Source organism: Endozoicomonas sp. Mp262 (genome assembly GCF_025643335.1).
In the GTDB taxonomy this organism is placed as follows: domain Bacteria; phylum Pseudomonadota; class Gammaproteobacteria; order Pseudomonadales; family Endozoicomonadaceae; genus Endonucleibacter.
Genome location: NZ_CP092489.1, coordinates 3,366,372 through 3,384,760, shown reverse-complemented (window position 1 = coordinate 3,384,760; position 18,389 = coordinate 3,366,372). Strand labels below are relative to the sequence as shown.

The window sequence follows — 18,389 nt, the reverse complement described above, 5'->3', positions numbered from 1 at the left end:
TAAAGATCATCTTTTTATTAAACATTCAATTTCTTTTATTCCGAATCATTACCATTATCCTCCAGACCTTTTCCTTCAACAACCTCTTCTGACCATAGTTCTTTTGGAAAAAGCTCTCGAAACCCATCAGCTTTAACTGCTAGTCCTATATGATGCCCCATCTTTAAATGTTTCCGTTTATTATATCGTAATTCATCACCATTTATATCATAAAAATGAATACCTAAAGGTATACCTAGTGCATGCATTACAGCCACATCAACCTCCTCAGGAGCCCATGATTTCTGGGTTTGATCACTCTCTTTATCTTCAGAAATACCTAAGCAAATATGTGCATGGATATTTTCAGTGGCCTGTCTAACAATTCTATGCTGTCCTCGTTCTGTCATCCCAATCATGGCAAAAAACTTTGAAACACTTGGAAGCCGCTTCAGTTCAGGTTCCACTGAAAACCCATCAACTGTAAATAGCTCACCAGATAGCTCCTCTGGACTATCAACCTCACATCCCAATTTTTGCAAATAGTGTGACAGCCTGGAATTCAATGTTGATTCGGTCACAGTAACTGAACACAACTGCCCCAGATGCGTAACAGGTACTTCATCTTTATCCAAGGTATATTTTTCTTCACCTGAATACCTGACCTTAATACCATAGTCTTCACCGCCATATAGGGTTACCCCATCCTCTACCATTAAACCTTCGCCAACATCTCCGCTGCTCCTTTCAAAAGGTCTGTGAAGAATTGAAAAAATAGGTTTTGCCCCCCCCCTGTCATCATCGACTTTATCTAAAACAACAATAAAAACACTGACTTTCTCAACTTCTCCTTTTTTAAACTTACTCGTACCATCAAGGGGATCTATCAAAATATAACGCTCATACTTTTTTCTTTTATCTAATGATGGATATTTAGATTCCTCCGAAATTCTTGGTAGATCACGCAGCCTTCTATGCTTAGATTCAGATAATAATTTATTAATATAATCATCTGACTCTTTATCAGCAGAAGTAACCGATGAACCATCTGGCTTTAGCTGTTCATTTTCCTTATCTGGTTCTTGGTATCTATATTTACTCCTATCTTTTTCGTCTAACAATCGATTTTCTAACCAGTTTTTCTGAATTCGCTTACCAGCCTCTACAGCAACCTCCACCAAAAAGCCCACCTCTTCATCAGTGAGCTTGTCATTTCCTGCATATGCCTGGATTGAAATCATTGAGCATAATAAAAAGCAACGCCATATACCAGTAAGGATTGATTTATAAGCAAACATAACCATCTCAACAACCCGCCATACTTTGACTTAGAAAAAAGATAAAAAACAAAAACCCTTTATCAAACAAGTACAATACAATTACAAACCCTTAAATAACAACCTCTAGACATATTAGAATAGATTTAGAAAATAGCTGTATAATTAAGGAATATTCAACCACAAGTTTATTTCATTATTCACCAAGACCACTGCTTTAAAAGTATTGTCATAATGCGAAAAACCTTTATAGCAAAAAAACAACTGCCCCTAAAAACTTTATCCTAATGTAATACAGGATCACATTAGAATAAAAATCTGTAACTTCTAAATCATTAACAAATATCCCACATCTGAGGCAAAAAACAAAACATTTAGCCCAGTTACTTATAATCACCCAAGATCAGCATATGCTATAATGCTACTTTTATCATCAAAGCCATACATTATCGTGAACTTAAACTCCACATTCCTGATAAACTTTTTCCACTGTGTCGAACATCTTCTTTGCATACTTTATGATAGTAAGACCACATAATCACCACATAATTAATAAGATATTATTAATCACCTGTCATTTAATAAAAATCTTATTTTTTATAATATCTTATTTTTATAATCATAAAAATCTCATATTAACACTTCAACTCACCTCTGCTTCTTTCTCTTTGCTATATCATCCATATGGCTTTACTCATAACTGGGTTACCTATATTAAAGAAATGATTGAAGTGCGAAGCAGTTTTTGTAAGGAAGTTGAGTCATCCGTATTTTCATTCTTAACAGATAATAAGTGGCATGAAGTTTACAAATATGGTAATGCTTTTCTAGTCCGTCGAGAAGCTGAAATTGATGGGCCAATACCTTCAACACCATCATGTTATCAAAACTCTCCCCTGCCACCTATGCATGACATTATAGAGTATCCTCTTTCACCTTTTCAGAAACCATTAAGTACACAAGTACAATGCCTGGACATCAGTGATGGTAGAAAAGTAGAAATCCCTCCAGAAGTTGCACAGTTCCGTATCACAGGGCCTGCTACTGAATTGCTAGGATTTAAAAAAGGTCGTATGTATATACGAAAGGCTGATCGAATAAGTAAAAATATTAAGCCATCACTTTTTCCTGAAGAACTTGTTTTAACAGAAACCATTAAATCAAAACATGGTAGTTTTCATACGGCAACTGTGATACATAAACCTCCTATCTCAATGTCACTTCATCAAATGGATAATGAAATGTTCGATGAAATAGAATTGACAGAATCTCGCCATGATATAGATAATTATAGAAAAATTGCACACTGGATTTTGACCACAGAACGTCGAGAGGTAGGACGTGACCCTAAGCATAAAACCGTAGAAGCAATAATGCCAACGCTAGGTATCGGCTGGACATGTCATGCTCATGGTCTTATATCCCCTGAGTCAAGAACTGAGTATACCTACAGGCGTGCATTAAAAAAATTATTGTATGCTACTGGAATTTCCTCTGCGGAGGAACTTCACCGACTAATGAATAATTATGTATTGAAAATTTTCAAACGCGTTGCTTTAACTAAAAGAGCAGCAGAGTACATTCTCAACCAATATATAATTGCAGAACTGCTTCACATCCATGCAGGTATAAATTTATTTCGATCAAAAACTGATTTCTTTCAAGTTGATTTACCTGATAATACAACTGAATTCGTTTTTTTTTCAGTACAAAAAAGAATTCCTGAAGAAAAGTTTGCCCATATCATTTTAACAAAACTAAATAAAAGCAATAAAGAGCAGTCACAATCAACTGATATAGATTATAACAAAGGCACAAGAAAAATAATTAATGGCTTTCTGCAAATAATACAGCAATTCCGTTATTTCAAATCAGCAATGCCTGGGGAGTGGCTAAGGCTTGGATTTGATGCCAACTGGAAAAATGCTGCACTGGATGATAGAGAAGAGCTTGGTGTTATTGATTTCTCTCCTCCCCAGCTAGAATACTCCGGTAACCTTACACAATGCTATAAAGAACTCAACGGACCTGATAACAGTCAACCCTGGGTCACCATCACCAGAAGTTTATATGAAGTACTGGCTCAAATCTGCTATATCATTGCAAAAATATTTATGGATGCAGGTGATGCTGAGCACTACTTAAATAAATACCATATACCAAAGGATGATAATAATAAATATTTGAAAGCCTTTTGTTATTTTATGGATGATCCCTGTGAAAACAGTATGACTCAACTTGCCCTGGATTTTGCCGTTGAAAAAGACTGGGTAAGGCAAGAAATTGGTTTTTTCCTTGAAGAAGCACCTGTTTTACCGTATAACATAACCTCTCATCCTATGGACAATCCACCCCAATTCCATAAATACCTCAGTCATCTTTTAACACTGGCAGATGTTCCTCAGGAAAATAGAAAAGCAGTGGTTTCTTTTAATCAACCACCTAAAAGGTGTCTGGAAGTTTTAACGGCTAGCCTGATAGAACAAATCAAGGAAATGCGACTACAACGGGGTGATAAGGTTGACACTGTAACAGAGCTTTCACTGAATAATTGCGGGCAGGAGGATATTACTGACTGGGAAGATTCAACTGATCAGGAGGATATAACTGACCAAGAAGATAACTTTAATAATAAAGAGGTTCTTGCAACAACTTCTTTATTACCTCCAGCAGAATCATCCTGCTCAACATCCATTACCAATGAAGGTCAACCCGAATCAAACGTTCCCACATCATCGCCTCTTATGGCAGCTGATGCCAACGAAAATGCAGAGACTCCCATGGATAGCGATGAGGATTACCCTAGTCATTTTTTAGATGCAGAAGAAACCACGTCTTATTTTGAACAGCTCGATCAGTGCTCCCCAAAAGAGGCTACACCCTTCCAAAGCGGGGCCTCAAAACCTACAATGGTCGTTCACCCATTACAACATACAACAAGCTCTCAAGAAGATTTTTTACACGATGTTAGCAGAGGCTTATCTAACATTGTTTTTAACAATACAACCGATTCAGATGATATAAAAGATCCAGACTTAACCTATGCATTAAACCAAGCTTCTAAATACTATCCGCCTTATGCCATCAAAACAATATCTGGAAATAGTCCTTTTATAGAACCACATAAAATCCGTAACATATCGGATCATATGCTCCCATTAATTAAAACCTTTTTTCGTACTCATGCTATTCCAGTGCAAGTTGATCCTTCTACTCAACCCCGCCCTCCATGGCATGCTCTTCCAAAATGGGCTTTGGGTGAAAATTTTCATCCTACCCGCCGACATCCTAATGCTGGATTCCTAAGAACCATCGAGCTATCTTATCGCGAAATGTCCTGGCTGGATACTGCTGGGAGGTTAAAACGACCTTCTGCGCTCTTCTTAAGTTATCTTCATGACATAAAGAGATATAGAAGCAGTTATATAAATTTCAGCCTATTTCCTGCTGATTATCTTGAACCATTAGCTCACTGCACCCGTCTGTCATCACAAAAATATACAAGATCATCACAACACCGAGCAAATCATATAGTTATTATTGATCTCTCCTTTTTATTCCACAACCACGATGAAGACGTAAAATCCACCTTTTCCCTTTATACTGATTCTGGAACTTACAATAACCTTTATTTTACCCAACTCACACCTGAGTTGACCATTGAACATCTGAAAATCACATTAAACAATGAAAATACACGAATTTTTGTTCTAGTAACACTAGAAGCCGACAATAATTTATCTACACATAGAAATATCCCGGGTAATAGTCAATTTATGTTCAAGGGTGAATTCACCAGCCCTTCACCCATAAAAATGGAAGTGACTGGCCAGCCTGTTCCAGAACCCCAGTCAAACCCATTATTAATTGGCCGTTCTGCTAGCTGGGACAATTCATACAGTTCTTCAATACCAAAAAGCCCGGATAATAATGATCACCGGGCTATGCTCGAGGGTTCAGAAGAATTAAGAGCCGATAATATAGCAGAAGCTTTCAACTTGTCTCCAACAAGCACAGTGGATACCACAGATATATCCCTTCTTTCTAATCTATGCCCTCAATCATTTGAACCTATTTTTTCAAACAGTAATAATACTCATTATTCAAAAAAACCTGATCAATTGTATTATTGGATTCCTCATATGACTTACTATATCGATATAATTAATACTATAAGAAGTACAGCTCATCTAAATTCAGCTTTTATCTCAAATAAAAATATTTATGACCTTGTGACCAATATTGATTTACCCCATTTTATCAACTCTCTTAAAATGAATAAAAAAACCTCATGTTTAGCAACTGTTTTAATCGCCTATGCTATATCCAATATCACTCCGACAGAGCCAGACCAGGTATCAATACAACAAAATATACAACAGTTTCTTTTAGCATTACCCCAAAGCCATAGTAGATATACGCAATTCTTTTCATCAAGATTTTCAAAATCAGACTATTCTCTTGGATTTACTGATATTATAACTCGCCTCACCTGTCCAGACCTTTCTTTGCACTCTGAAAGTAAATCTTGGGATATTATTAGAGAATGCCATAAACTTCTGTATCAAGCACTAATTTTAACAAACCATGTTATTGATACTGGCAACCTATTGCCAGTTATTCGTGATTATCTACCAATGGTAATAGCAACATCGGACTCACTATGCTCAATATCTATTGTAAGTGGTACTTTATTTTTATTATTAATGAATACAATCAACCAGATTATTAACTCTTCCGGTGACTTAAGTGCTAATGGGCAACAAGAATCTTCCCTTCATCAAGTAATAAAAAGCTTCCTACCAGACTTCTCTAAAGACCTCAGATCCCCCCCAATACCGGTTTGCTGTCTATGCATGCATCCATCAAGCAATGAAATTTCTGCAAAAGACCATCTCTTACGGCACACTGCAAAAACGTATTGCGGCAACTGCTCCTTTGCCATAGATGAGAATGAGAGTTACTGTATTTGCCCTGAATTAACTAGCATCCCCACTGCTTATAATGAAAGGGGTCTGCGCTGCCTCCAGTGCCACAAAGTATATTTCTGTGATACTCACTTAAGGGCCCATACCTGTCTTCACAGGTCAAACACAGTAAAAGATAAAGGATTAAAATACCACTGCATTTATTGTTTCAATAGTTTCACATATTCCAGGGAGCTTCATACCCACATACGTTGCTGCCATCCACAGTCAACAGGTATGGAACAAAAAAATATTTCGCCTTTCCTTAAGCCGGCTCCCTGGGAGAAGCAGCCATTACTTCATTATAATCATTACCGAGAACGCCCATACGATGGCTCAGAAGCTCCCGGAAAAAGTTCATCCTGGAACTATAAATCAGCCCGTCGATTATCGGAGCCATATACACATTAACTATGCCGGTTCGCTCATTGTTCAGACCATTATTCTACACCGGCACTTCTCAACATAGTTAAGGGATACCCCCTAAATAGGGCCAAGGATTATAACTAGCTTTGGCATACCTCAGGGATATTACCTGTAGTTCCAACACAGAACAAATATTTAACTTGCCAGCACAATGACGAGATTAAAAAAGCAAATCGGTATTACAGGTCGCAACAGGAATGTTTATGCCAGTAATAATTAACACATGATAATATACCCTATTGCTCCAAAAGTGCCCCAAACAACCTATACAAATCCTCAACCTATTGACTTAAATGAAAAATACAGACCTCTCCAAGCATACCCCGATGATGCAGCAATACCTTCGCATCAAGCAACAACACCGAGATCATATGGTGTTTTATCGGATGGGGGACTTCTATGAGTTATTCTATGAGGATGCCAAAAAAGCGGCCCGGTTACTGGACATTACCCTGACAGCCAGGGGCCAGTCTGCTGGAGAACCCATACCCATGGCCGGGATTCCCTATCATTCTGTGGAGGGTTACCTTGCCAAACTCCTGCGCAGCGGTCAATCGGTGGCCATCTGTGAACAGGTAGGTGATCCGGCCACATCAAAAGGCCCCGTTGAAAGACAAGTAGCCCGCATTTTAACTCCGGGAACCATCAGTGATGAAGCGTTACTGGATGAACGCCAGGACAACCTGCTTATGGCCGTAACCCGCCATGAGACACTTTTTGGCATTGCTGTTCTGGATATCACCAGTGGCCGCTTTTCTGTCCTTGAAGTGAGTGGTGAGGAAGCCATGCTATCGGAGGTAGAGCGACTGAACCCAGCCGAAGTACTGTGCAACGAAAACCACGAATGGCCTATTCCACTGACACAACGCCATGGTTTTTGCAGACGGCCACCCTGGGACTTTGAACTGCAAACGGCCATAGAGCAATTAACCCGCCAATTCCAGACAAAGGATCTGGAAGGCTTTGGCTGTGCCCACCTTCATACGGCTCTTGAGTCCGCTGGTTGTTTGATACAGTACGCGAAAGAAACCCAACGTACAGCCCTTCCCCACATCCGCCAGCTGAGTCAGGAAAACCGCGAAGAAAGCGTGGTACTTGATGCCGCCAGCAGACGTAACCTGGAGCTCACCATTAACCTTTCCGGCGGCCGTGAACACACTCTGACTGAGGTAATGGACAACACCGCCACTGCTATGGGCAGCCGACTACTGGCACGCTGGCTGAATCGGCCTATTCGCAACCTGAAAAAACTGCAGGACAGACAATCCAGTATTGCCGCCATCAAAAATGGCTATCACTTTGAGGCTATCCATCACATACTGAAAGGCATCGGCGACATTGAACGTATCCTTGCCCGGGTGGCCTTGAAGTCAGCGCGTCCCAGAGACCTGGCCCGACTCAGGGATGCCCTTCACCTGTTACCTGAACTACAGCAATCCCTGGCCACTATTGATAGTCAGCCAATACACGTCCTTGCTGAAGGCGTCAGTGAACACCCCGAACTGGCAGAGTTGCTGCAAAAAGCCATCATAGAAAATCCACCGGTGGTTATCCGGGATGGTGGCGTTATCGCAGAAGGCTATGACCCCGAACTGGATGAGCTTCGCTCCATTAGCCAGAATGCTGGCGACTACCTTGTTCAGCTTGAACAAAGGGAACGGGAACGAACTCAATTATCTTCCCTGAAAGTCGGCTTTAATCGAGTACACGGCTATTATATTGAACTCAGCCGACGGGAATCTGAAGATGCTCCTGTTGACTATATCCGCAGGCAAACCCTAAAAAATACCGAACGCTTTATTACCCCGGAACTTAAGGAGTTTGAAGATAAGGCCTTATCCAGTAAAAGCCGTGCATTAGCGAGGGAAAAAGCATTATACGACAGCCTTCTGGAACAGTTACTCGGACATCTTGCTCCTCTGCAAGAGTGCGCCCTCTGTCTTTCAGAACTTGATGTACTTAACAATCTTGCCGAGCGCGCAGAAACCCTGCACTTTTCTCCACCAGACCTGGTTCAGGCACCAGGCATTGAAATAAAAGAAGGGCGTCATCCTGTTGTGGAGCAAGTGCTGGACTCTCCCTTTGTCGCCAACAGTACATCACTCCATAGTGGCCGACGCATGCTAGTGATTACCGGCCCCAATATGGGGGGTAAATCCACCTATATGCGACAAACCGCCCTGATTGTCTTATTGGCGCATATAGGCAGCTTTGTACCCGCCAGTGAAGCAAAGATTGGCCTGGTGGATCGCATATTTACTCGAATAGGCTCATCCGATGACCTGGCAGGCGGTCGCTCCACCTTTATGGTGGAGATGACCGAAACCGCCAATATCCTTCATAATGCAACCGAGTATAGTTTGGTGCTCATGGACGAGGTAGGCCGGGGAACCAGTACTTTTGATGGTTTATCCCTGGCATGGGCTTGTGCTCATTATCTTGCTGAATCCGTCAAGGCATTTACCCTGTTTGCCACCCATTATTTCGAACTGACCCAATTACCGGAGCAATGCAATAATGTTACCAATGTTCATTTAAATGCCACCGAACATGATGATCGTATTGTATTCCTCCATGCAGTGCAGGAGGGGCCTGCCAGCCAAAGTTACGGTTTACAGGTAGCTCAGCTAGCGGGTGTACCCCGACATGTGATCAATCAGGCTCAACTAAAATTGGCACAGCTTGAGCAGGAGGACTCACCTTCATCCCAAGTACCTGCCACTGCCAGCTCCCCCGTCCAGTCCGATTTATTCTCTGAACCACAGCCACACCCTGCCGTGGACATGCTGGAAACCATTAACCCGGATGATATCAGCCCACGTCAGGCATTAGAGTTGCTTTATCAACTCAAGCATCTAATGTGAAGATGACTATGACCTATAATACTTAACTGATAGAATCATCCCCTGACTTTATACCCCACCAGCTATCAACAAAATAGCTGGTGCTCCCAGGCATAAAATCGTGTACTCGCAAGTTTATGCCAACAGAAACCGGGGTACAGTAATTTCAGGAAGAATACTCTAAAATAGTCCTATATCAATGCGACTTTTTAATCACTGGAGCGGTTATCCAGTTTAAGGCAATATGTTTTACAGGAGTCTTTCACGTTGGTTCCCGCCATTTTGCCTTACAATCAGAAAGACTGTGTTGATCCACAAATAAGCGTGTGTGCCTACTTTTCAGGCGACAGCTTCTACAACTGAGAAGAGAGCTTATGAAACTCCCTGCAACGGCTCCAGACACTTTCCTGATACCCTGTCCTGTAACTTATTAGCCTGAACAAATGGAGTTTAAACACCATGGCTTTCATAGTGGGTGAAAACTGCATCAAGTGCAAATACACCGATTGCGTCGAAGTTTGTCCTGTGGACTGCTTCTATGAAGGACCCAACTTTCTCGTTATTCATCCTGATGAATGCATAGACTGCGCCCTGTGCGAACCCGAGTGTCCTGCCAATGCTATTTTTTCCGAGGATGAGGTTCCTGAGGACCAGCAAGCATTCATCGAGCTTAATGCTGAACTGGCTGAAATCTGGACCAATATTACAGAGAAAAAAGACCCTCTCCCCGATGCTGAAGAGTGGGATGGTGTTCAAGGGAAACTGGCACAGCTTGAGCGCTAAGGTTTTTCTCATATAACCTTAACCAGAAAAACAACAAAGGCCATATAGAAATACTATATGGCCTTTGTTACCTTACAGGGATATGTCTACTACTGTCCGCTAAAGAGCGATTCGCCGGATAGCCCCTGCTTTTCAAGAATACTCCTCAAGCGCTTAAGCGCCTCAACCTGAATCTGGCGCACCCTTTCACGGGTAAGGCCTATTTCTTTTCCCACCTCCTCAAGAGTGCTTGTTTCATACCCTCTTAAGCCGAAACGTCGAGTCACCACTTCCCTTTGCTTCTCTGACAACTCTCCAAGCCAGCGATCGAGGCTGTCATTAAGGTCAAGATTCTGCAACAAGTGCGCAGGATCAGACTCTTTCTCATCAGAGATCGTGTCAAGAATCGATTTATCCGAATCAGGGCCTAATGGGGTATCAACCGATGTGACACGCTCATTCAATCCCAGCATTCTCTTGACATCAGCCACTGGCTTGTCAAGTAGTTGCGCTATTTCTTCCGGAGTGGGGTCATGATCAAGCTTTTGAGTCAGCTCTCTCGCAGCACGAAGGTACACATTAAGTTCCTTCACCACATGAATAGGCAAGCGAATCGTGCGAGTCTGGTTCATAATGGCTCGCTCAATGGTTTGCCGGATCCACCAGGTAGCATAGGTAGAAAATCTGAAACCCCGCTCCGGGTCAAATTTCTCTACAGCCCTGATAAGCCCCAGATTTCCTTCCTCAATAAGATCCAGAAGGGTCAATCCCCGATTGACATAGCGGCGGGAAATTTTCACCACAAGCCGCAAATTACTCTCAATCATACGACGCCGCCCAGCTTCAACACCCTTTCTCGCAAGCCGTGCATAATGCACCTCTTCCTCTGGTGTCAGAAGGGGCGAAAAGCCGATTTCATTGAGATAAAGCTGCGTTGCATCCACAGACTTGTAAAAGGCATCGTCTTCGCGCTTGCGGCCTGAGCCGATAGCAGCGGAAGCCCCTTGAGCCTTGGGCCTGGCCTCTACCAAGGCTGGCCCTTCAGACACATCAATACTACCATCAGTGTCAAATTCCTGATCCTCTCCCTGGATCTTGTCCTCAGCATAACTGCTTAACTCTGAGTTATCCCTCTTCGGTGCCATAAGAGTCAGTCCTATCCGAAAGCCCCACTCTCTGCCGAGCAACCCAAAGCTGCGTCGACACCCGTGAGATCCCTCTGCTACCACTACACTTCTCAGCTCAACGCATCGGCAGATATCCCATAGGGTCGACCGGTTTACCATTTCGCCGAATCTCAAAATGCAGCTTAGGCTCCGTCGCTCCTGTAGAACCTATTTCGGCTATCTTCTGGCCCGCTTTAACCAAGTCTCCTTCCCGCACATGCAGCTCCCTATTGTGAGCGTATGCACTCAGATAGCTATTATTATGTTTTAGAATAATTAATCGGCCATACCCACTGAGTTCACTTCCAGCATAAACAACTTCGCCAGAAGCGGCCGCCATTACAGAGTCCCCCAAATTGCCTTCGATATCAATACCCTTATTCACTCGCCCATAACTGGAAAATATTTCAATAACTCGACCAAAGGCTGGCCATTGCCAATGAATTCCCCCTGATACAAGCTGCTCTTTCTTTTTAAAATTAACTGTATTTTTTTTAACCACGGATGATTTATGGCTGTCTTTTTTTGATGCAGTTACAGGATACTTTTTGGATGTTTTACGACCTCCCTCTATCTCCAGATTAATATTCTGGCCAGGGTAAATGACGTACGGTACTTTAATACCATTACTGTCAGCCAACTCATTAAAATCCCTTCCATATAGCCAGGCAATGGAGTACAGAGACTCCCCCTTTTTTACAGTATGCACCCCCCTGGTAACTTTAGGGGGGTGTCTCAGTTCTGTAACCTGGACACTTGCCGGGTCATGGGCGCATCCGGCTAATAAATAGGCTAAGAAAGAAATCATTAATATTTTAGAGCAAACGTTCAAATAATAGACTGGCCGCTTTCTTACCATTTATACCCCTCTGATCAAAAAGGCATTCCTCAAAAAAACTGCCTTGTAATCAACAATAGAAATAAAAAAATATAGTTAATTAGAAAAAATTATAACAAATCATCAAGCATGATTTGAATGGACGCTGGAGTCATTCAAGGAGTATATATAGTTGATGGTTGATGGTTGATGGTTGATGGTTGATGGTGAAGAGTGTGAGCTCCCATATAAGAAAATGAGAGCCTGTTTTTGGCAACTTTCTCTAACAGTCCCTAATCACTCCACTTAACATGGGAACGAAGCGGACAGGTTCAAGTTTTTTTTGTCGAAACCGCTCTCCATCCCGGATCACCAACACCAGCTCCTGATGATCTGCTTCTCCCACCGGGATCACCATTCGTCCCCCCTCAGGCGATAACTGTGAAAGCAGGTCAACCGGCAGTTTTGTCGGTGCTGCTGCTACCAAAATTCCATCAAAGGGGGCTGTACTGGCCCATCCGGTAGAACCATCACTCATCTTGAATTGGGTATTAAATACAGATAAAAGCCTGAGCCTTTCCCTGGCCTTGTCCTGAAGCGACTTGATTCGTTCAATGGAGTAAACCCTCTTCACCAGCTTGGCTAAAATAGCAGTCTGATAACCGGAGCCTGTCCCGATTTCCAGTACGTTGTTTAGGCTTCCGCCACCCAGTAAAGCTTCTGTCATCCGGGCAACAATATAGGGCTGTGACAAGGTCTGGTTATGGCCTATGGGGAGGGCAGTATCTTCATAGGCTCTGTGAGAGAGTGCCTCATCCACAAAAATATGGCGAGGGGTCGTACGAATAGCATCAAGAACACCTCTTGATTTAATGCCTTGTGCTATTAAACGCCGGATTAATCGTTCCCGGGTACGCTGGGAAGTCATCCCTATTCCATCGATATTCATCGCCCTCATAAATTGACCCCCAGCCACTTTCCTACCTGAGACAGGGTTCCGTGATGGGTCTGGTCATACTGTAATGGCGTGATAGAGATGTAATTATTGGCAATAGCATGAAAATCCGTTCCTTCTCCCGCATCCAGCTCACGTCCAACCTTGGCAACCCAGTATGCTGCCTTGCCTCTTGGATCAACCACCTTCACTGGCGGGGCGGGTCTTTCACGATGGCCTAAACGGGTTACTTTCATACCTCGGATATCCCCAAAGTCACAGGCCGGTATATTGATATTTAACACAGTCCCTTTTGGCACATCAAGGCGATCCAGTACTGAAAACAACCTTTTAACAACGCGACCAGCCGACTCAAGATTACTTTTGTCCCGTCCACATACAGACAGGGCAAGAGCACATTTCGACATAAACCGCCCTTCCATGGCAGCTCCAACCGTTCCTGAATACAATACATCATCACCTAAATTGGCACCCAGATTAATGCCTGAGATAACACGATCGGGAAGCTTATCCATCAAACCATTCAGTGCTAAATGCACACAGTCTGCCGGTGTACCATCAATACTGATAAAGCCATTATCATGCTCGGTCACACGCAGCGGCCGATCCAGCGTTATGGAACTGCTCAGCCCTGAGCAATCCCGGTCAGGTGCCACCACAACACAATCAGCCATAGTGCTAATGTGCTGATATAACTCAGACAGTCCCGCTGCTGCAAAGCCATCATCATTCGACAACAGTATTTTCACCTGGCACTCCTTCATTACAAACAAGTAACTCCCTAAGCACCGATGTGGCAAAACAGCCTTTGGGCAAACGGAATTCTAGGGTTAACGTAGCACTATCACACCATTGCCATGACATCTCGCCAGGCATCAATCTCAAGGCCCTGCGCTCCTGCTGCAAGCCTTGCGTTTCCAAGCCCTCACACAGTAATTGATATCGACCGCATACCGTTTCTTCTAACTGTTTACAGGCGATACCTGACAACAGGGTTCCTCTCCCCCATAAAGGGCCTGTGGGTGTCACTTGATTCTGTTCAAGACGCGCCTTTAACGACTCATCCAGTTCATCAAATATCAGGCTATTATTATCCTGAAAGCCCAGGACATCACCCGCAACCCAATCATTCCAGTTATTCAGAGCAACCCTCTCACTGAGCACCTGGTTAAATAGCCAGGAACGGGCAGCAGACAGATACATGGAACGCTTATTTCGCTGAACCCTCAGGCTACCCTCAAAGAGTAACGACGCTTTTTCCAGATTATTCCCATTCCTGCCAAACCGCTGATGCCCAAAATAGTTAGGGACCCCTTTGGCCGAAATTTGGCACAAACGTTTTTCCAGTTCAGCCTGCTTTCCATCGACCTGTCTTAGGGTAATTTTAAAGCGATTGGATTTTAACGCCCCTGTCCGTAATTTTTTACGGTGCCTCACGCTTGTGATAATTTGCAGTGATTCTGTCTCAAACCCTTGCCAGTCAGGATCTGGCAACCCAGGCAAGGATACACAAAACCACTGACGGGTTATTCCCTGGCGGTCTTTTCTCCCGGCATAGCTGATTGAGGAGCGTTTAACGCCAATATGCCGGGCCAGCTGCCCAGCCACCCAATCAGTATTGTGGCCTGTTTTTTCGATGCGCAATAACAGATGCTCGCCTTCACCCTCTGGCTCAAAGGGTAGCTCTTCATCCACAATAAAATCTTCAGGAATACTTTTAAACTGGCAATGCCCCAGTGGGCCACCCCAGGCATGGTGCCAGTCCAGGGAAAAGGAATTTTGATTCATGCAATATCAACTTATGGTCAAGATAGCGGATTCTAATTGGAAGCAGTCTACCCAGATTCCTGCCTTTAGGCCCTATGCGAGTTGCTTAGGACTGCTTCAGGGTAATCATACCAATTACTGCTGGATTTCGTCTTTAGCCTGATGCGTTACTTAGACGGATATGCGATAGCGTGGTCAATCACAGAGGCCATTATATTACCCGGAAGTAATGCGGGTTGCTATCGCCGGTACTGATATGTACGACTGAAATTGATAGATTATCAACGGGCATACACGCTCATTATCTATCCAAGAAAAAGCCACCTATAGGTGGCTTAATATGATAACTCAGAACGAATCTGCGCTCTATTCAAAAACCAGCGCCACTGCGTGAACAGCAATGCCTTCTTTACGGCCGGTATATCCCAGCTTTTCAGTGGTTGTGGCTTTCACATTAACACGGCTACAGGCAATCCCCAGATCTTCAGCGATATTGCTACGCATAGCCTCTATATAGGCTGCCATTCTGGGTGCCTGGGCAACAATGGTGCTGTCAATATTACCCGGAACCAGATTATTTTCCCTGAGCAAAGCAACAACATGGCGTAGCAGTTTACGGCTATCAATCCCTGAGAACCGTTCATCCGTATCAGGAAAATGGCCACCGATATCACCTAGCCCGGCAGCACCCAGCAAGGCATCACAAATGGCATGCAGCAATACATCTCCATCAGAATGCGCTATCAGCCCCTGTTCATAAGGGATTTCAACCCCACCCAGAATAATGTGATCACCTTCACCAAAACGATGGACATCAAAGCCATGACCAATACGCATTACAAGCTCTCAATCAATTTGGATTGTTGTTCAATATGCAGTGATGCCAAGGCCAAATCCGGCCCAGAGGTCACTTTAATATTATCCGTATGACCTTCTACCATCATGGGCTTGAAACCCGCATACTCTATTGCACTGGCCTCATCAGTGATCGGCACCTGATTTCTTACCGCCGTGGCAAGTGCTTTTTCTAAAATAGCAAATCTAAACATTTGAGGAGTGAATGCATGCCATAATGAGCAACGTTCAACTGTTTCAATCACGGAATCATCAGGGCCCGTGCGCTTCATTGTATCCCTTACCGGAGTCCCCAGAAGACCTCCCACCTCATGATCTTTGAGACACTCCACCAGCCAGTCAAGGTCAGCCCTTCGAATACAGGGACGGGCGGCATCATGAACAAGCACCCAATCTTCAGGTAGGGCATGGGACTTAAGTGCTTCCATCCCGTTCATAACTGAGTGACTGCGCTCTTTACCCCCTTCTGCCAGCAGAATTTTCTGATGATCAAGCAGGTCAATGTCCCTGGCGTACTCATCACCGGCTCCCAGCACCACAACAATTTTTTCAAGAGTGGGAAAATCTATGAGCCGTTCAAGCGTGTGCTCTATCAGGGTTTTCCCCCTGATTTCAAGGTACTGCTTGGGAATATCGACGTTCATTCTTCTTCCGACACCGGCAGCCGGAATAATCGCCCAGAATTTTGGCGCCATAGGTTGATCTGAAACAGCCACATTTACACCTTAGTCATAAATCAGATAAAAGGTTTCATCCCGTTTAATCATACCCAGTTCTTGACGGGCTTCCTCTTCAACGGTTTGCAACCCATTCTGTAACTCAATGATCTCATTAGTCAGTAAATTATTGCGTTGGTATAAACGGCCATTTTCCCTTTGCTGAAGCATGATTTTTTCTTTCAGCGATATGATTTCTGCCACACTGCCCTCTCCGCTCCAAAGCCGGAACTGCAAATAAACCAGTACGATCAAGAGGATGCCAATAAATAGTCTGCGCATTGACCTAACCCTGGCAGTAAAACTCACCGTTTAACAGACGACAACTGTAAAAACTATAGATAGTAACATCCTTGATGGCAGTAGAGCATTAAAAATGGTTCAGGGTATGAGGCGCCATTCTCAACCACCAATGCCTGTTATATGGATATCCCGGGGCACCGTCAATCGATCATGAAAAAAGGGGCCGAAGCCCCTTTCTATGCCTATTAGCACCTACAAAGTACCAATATAAATTATCCGCGCTTGAATTCAGCCATGCCGCGGTATGGTGCCTGGGCACCCAGCTCTTCTTCAATACGCAGCAGCTGGTTGTACTTGGAAACACGGTCAGAACGGCACAGGGAACCGGTCTTGATCTGGCCAGCGCAGGTACCCACAGCCAGGTCAGCAATAGTGGCGTCTTCAGTCTCACCGGAACGGTGGGAAATCACGGCAGTGTAACCCGCATCCTTAGCCATCTTGATGGCTTCCAGAGTCTCGGTCAGGGAGCCAATCTGGTTGAACTTGATCAGGATGGAGTTAGCAATACCCTTATCAATACCTTCCTTCAGGATCTTGGTATTGGTAACAAACAGGTCATCACCCACGATCTGGATCTTGTCACCCAGGATCTTGGTCTGGTAAGCAAAACCATCCCAGTCAGATTCGTCCAGACCATCTTCAATGGAGATGATAGGGAACTCTTCCGTGAGCTTGGCCAGGTAATCGGAGAATTCATTGGAGGAGAATATCTTGCCTTCACCTTTCATGTTGTACTGTCCGTCAACATAAAATTCGGAAGCGGCGCAGTCCATAGCCAGGGTCACTTCTTCACCCAACTTGTAACCAGCGGCAGCCACGGCTTCCTTAATAACAGCCAGGGCTTCAGCATTGGATGCCAGGTTTGGAGCAAAGCCACCTTCATCACCCACAGCGGTGTTCAGGCCCTTGCCAGACAGTACTTTTTTCAGGGCGTGGAAGATTTCAGCACCCATACGCAGGGCTTCAGCAAAAGTCTTGGCGCCAACAGGCTGAACCATGAATTCCTGGATGTCGACGTTGTTGTCAGCATGCTCACCGCCATTCAGAATATTCATCATGGGTACAGGCATGGTGAACTGGCCGGAAGTACCGTTCAGGTCAGCAATATGCTGGTACAGAGGAATATTTTTATCCGCAGCTGCCGCTTTGGCGCTAGCCAGGGATACTGCCAGGATAGCATTGGCACCCAGCTTGGACTTGTTGTCAGTGCCGTCCAGATCAATCATCTTCTGATCCAGGCCACGCTGGTCTTCGGCATCAAAACCGATCAGCGCATCACGGATGGAACCATTGATATTGGCAATAGCTTTCAGTACGCCTTTGCCCAGGTAACGGGACTTGTCGCCGTCACGGAGTTCCAGAGCCTCACGAGAACCGGTGGATGCGCCACTGGGTGCACAGGCACGGCCCATGGCACCGGATTCCAGGATGACATCAGCTTCGACGGTGGGGTTACCACGGGAGTCGAGAACTTCACGAGCCTTGATTTCCTTGATAGCGGTCATGTGTTACTCCGGGATAAAGAATTCGGAAACATCATTACAAAAATGAGAGGA

The 18,389-nt window shown here is 44.1% G+C and carries 13 protein-coding genes; 3 read left to right on the top strand and 10 right to left on the bottom strand.

The features are described from left to right. Positions 1-35: 35 nt before the first annotated feature. Complete coding sequence (locus MJ595_RS14795) at positions 36-1,277, bottom strand: hypothetical protein (protein WP_263078731.1); 1,242 nt, start codon at positions 1,275-1,277, stop codon at positions 36-38. Between the two features lie 497 nt (positions 1,278-1,774). Between MJ595_RS14795 and MJ595_RS14790 the strand changes: the two genes are divergently transcribed. From MJ595_RS14790 to MJ595_RS14780, 3 genes are all read left to right on the top strand, one after another. After that, entirely contained in the window at positions 1,775-6,634 is a 4,860-nt protein-coding gene (locus tag MJ595_RS14790) for a hypothetical protein (RefSeq protein WP_263078730.1), read from the top strand. A gap of 308 nt (positions 6,635-6,942) precedes the next feature. Next, positions 6,943-9,513 carry a DNA mismatch repair protein MutS gene (mutS, locus tag MJ595_RS14785; protein ID WP_263078729.1) on the top strand — a complete coding sequence of 857 codons (2,571 nt, stop codon included), beginning with the start codon at positions 6,943-6,945 and terminating at the stop codon, positions 9,511-9,513. Positions 9,514-9,951: 438 nt separating this feature from the next. Next, positions 9,952-10,275, top strand: a complete 324-nt coding sequence (locus tag MJ595_RS14780) for a ferredoxin family protein (protein WP_263078728.1) — start codon at positions 9,952-9,954, stop codon at positions 10,273-10,275. Between the two features lie 89 nt (positions 10,276-10,364). On the opposite strand, the gene rpoS is transcribed toward MJ595_RS14780, so the two are convergent. The 9 genes from rpoS to eno form a co-directional block, all read right to left on the bottom strand. Further along, positions 10,365-11,399: an RNA polymerase sigma factor RpoS gene (rpoS, locus tag MJ595_RS14775; RefSeq protein ID WP_263078727.1), complete on the bottom strand. Its 1,035-nt coding sequence runs from the start codon at positions 11,397-11,399 to the stop codon at positions 10,365-10,367. 97 nt (positions 11,400-11,496) lie between these two features. Further along, positions 11,497-12,228 carry a peptidoglycan DD-metalloendopeptidase family protein gene (locus tag MJ595_RS14770; protein ID WP_263078726.1) on the bottom strand — a complete coding sequence of 244 codons (732 nt, stop codon included), beginning with the start codon at positions 12,226-12,228 and terminating at the stop codon, positions 11,497-11,499. A gap of 292 nt (positions 12,229-12,520) precedes the next feature. After that, complete coding sequence (locus MJ595_RS14765) at positions 12,521-13,195, bottom strand: protein-L-isoaspartate(D-aspartate) O-methyltransferase (RefSeq protein WP_263078725.1); 675 nt, start codon at positions 13,193-13,195, stop codon at positions 12,521-12,523. Further along, entirely contained in the window at positions 13,192-13,941 is a 750-nt protein-coding gene (gene surE / locus MJ595_RS14760) for a 5'/3'-nucleotidase SurE (RefSeq protein WP_263078724.1), read from the bottom strand. The genes MJ595_RS14765 and surE overlap by 4 nt, the downstream gene beginning before the upstream one ends. After that, positions 13,919-14,980, bottom strand: a complete 1,062-nt coding sequence (truD, locus tag MJ595_RS14755) for a tRNA pseudouridine(13) synthase TruD (RefSeq protein ID WP_263078723.1) — start codon at positions 14,978-14,980, stop codon at positions 13,919-13,921. Before truD ends, surE begins: the two co-directional genes overlap by 23 nt. Before the next feature lie 345 nt (positions 14,981-15,325). Beyond that, positions 15,326-15,796, bottom strand: coding sequence for a 2-C-methyl-D-erythritol 2,4-cyclodiphosphate synthase (gene ispF, locus MJ595_RS14750; RefSeq protein WP_263078722.1), 471 nt, complete (start codon positions 15,794-15,796; stop codon positions 15,326-15,328). Continuing rightward, positions 15,796-16,530, bottom strand: a complete 735-nt coding sequence (ispD, locus tag MJ595_RS14745) for a 2-C-methyl-D-erythritol 4-phosphate cytidylyltransferase (protein WP_263078721.1) — start codon at positions 16,528-16,530, stop codon at positions 15,796-15,798. The genes ispF and ispD overlap by 1 nt, the downstream gene beginning before the upstream one ends. A gap of 9 nt (positions 16,531-16,539) precedes the next feature. After that, positions 16,540-16,812 carry a septum formation initiator family protein gene (locus MJ595_RS14740; RefSeq protein ID WP_263078720.1) on the bottom strand — a complete coding sequence of 91 codons (273 nt, stop codon included), beginning with the start codon at positions 16,810-16,812 and terminating at the stop codon, positions 16,540-16,542. 233 nt (positions 16,813-17,045) lie between these two features. Beyond that, complete coding sequence (gene eno / locus MJ595_RS14735) at positions 17,046-18,338, bottom strand: phosphopyruvate hydratase (RefSeq protein WP_263078719.1); 1,293 nt, start codon at positions 18,336-18,338, stop codon at positions 17,046-17,048. Between the last annotated feature and the right edge of the window lie 51 nt (positions 18,339-18,389).